Origin of the sequence: Actinomadura sp. 6K520 (assembly GCF_004349245.1) — a bacterium.
In the GTDB taxonomy this organism is placed as follows: domain Bacteria; phylum Actinomycetota; class Actinomycetes; order Streptosporangiales; family Streptosporangiaceae; genus Spirillospora.
Map to the genome: position 1 here is coordinate 1 of NZ_SMLC01000392.1, position 1,456 is coordinate 1,456.

Sequence of the window (1,456 nt, forward strand, 5' to 3'; positions counted from 1 at the left end):
CGGGAAGCGGCTGGGAGTGCAGGACGTGCAGGGACGTGACCGCCCGGGTGAGGGCGACGTAGAGCCGGTTCAGCCCGCGGGGACCGGCCGCGATGATGTCCGCCGGTTCCACGACGGCGACCGCGTCGAATTCCAGGCCCTTGGCCAGGCCGGCCGGGACGCAGACCAGTCGCTCAGCGCCGAGGGTGTTGCTCTCGCCGCCCAGTAGTGCCGGTTGCATTCCTTCGGCCTGAAGCCGCTGCTTGATGGCGGTGATATCGGTGTCGGCGGCGATGACCCCGACCGATCCTTCGCCCTTGAGCTGTTCCCGGCAGGTCAGTACGAGGGAGTCGTGCAGGTCGGCGGGGGTGTGCTGGGTGACGCGGAGTGCTCCGGGGGGGCGGCGGGCCGAGGTCGGCACGGTGAGGTCGGGGGCGATGTCGGGCAGCAGGCGGGCGGCGTAGTCGATGACCTGGGACGGCACCCGGTAGCCCCGGTCGAGGACGGTGAGCAGGGCGTCCGGCTTGCCGAGGTGCTGCAGGAGGGTGGGCCAGTCGTCGGTGGCGGCGGGGGTGGTGCCTTGCGCGATGTCGCCCAGGACGGTCAGTGACCCTTGGGGGCAGCGGCGGGCCAGGGCGCGGCATTGCATGGGGCTGAGGTCCTGGGCTTCGTCGATGACGATGTGGGCGAGGGTGTCGGGGCGTTGCATGAGGTCGGCGAGTTCGTCCAGGAGCGCGGTGTCGGCGGCCGACCAGCGTGCCGAGCGCCAGGACCGGGCGGGCTTGGCCCACAGCAGCAGGTTCTGCTCGTCGGGGGTGAGGTCGCGCCTGGCGGCTCGGGTGAGGAAGCCGGCGTCCGACAGCAGCCGGTACAGCACCTGTTCGGGTGTGACCTTGGGCCACACCTGAGCCAGCAGTTCCTTGACCGGTCTGGAGGCGGCGACGGTGGCGTGTGAGCCGCTTTCGCCGCGGCGTTCCATCTGGATCAGCACGGCGTGGGCGAGCCGCTTGGCGGCGGTGGCGCGGGCCGCGTTGTAGCGGGCGGTCCCGCGCAGGGCGGCGATGATCTCGCTGACCTCGCGGTCGGAGAGGCGGTGCCGGTAGGCGCCGCTGACGTACATCAGCCCTTCGGCAGGGCGGGTGACGTGCAGCCACAGCGCCCGGTGCAGGACGGCGGCCATCCGCCCGTCGCCCTTGAGCCGCGCGACCCGCGGGTCTTCGTCGTGTCGGGACGGGGTTCTGCCGATGATGCCGTCGATGGTGGTCTGGACGACGCTGACCTCGCCCAGCGCGGGCAGCACGTTGCGGATGTAGGACAGGAACGCGGGGTTGGGGCCGACCACGGCGACGCCGCCGCGGCTGAGCCGCTCGCGTTCGCTGTACAGCAGGTAGGCGATGCGGTGCAGGCCCACGGCGGTCTTGCCGGTTCCGGGCGCGCCCTGCACGCACAGCGTGGTGTCCAGCGGGGCGCGCACCAG

Annotated in this window: 1 protein-coding gene; it reads right to left on the bottom strand. The window is 72.2% G+C overall.

Annotated features, from left to right (window positions below; genetic code table 11):
* The coding region (locus E1289_RS37555; protein WP_131988941.1) for an AAA family ATPase at positions 1-1,456 on the bottom strand (1,456 nt) is incomplete at both ends.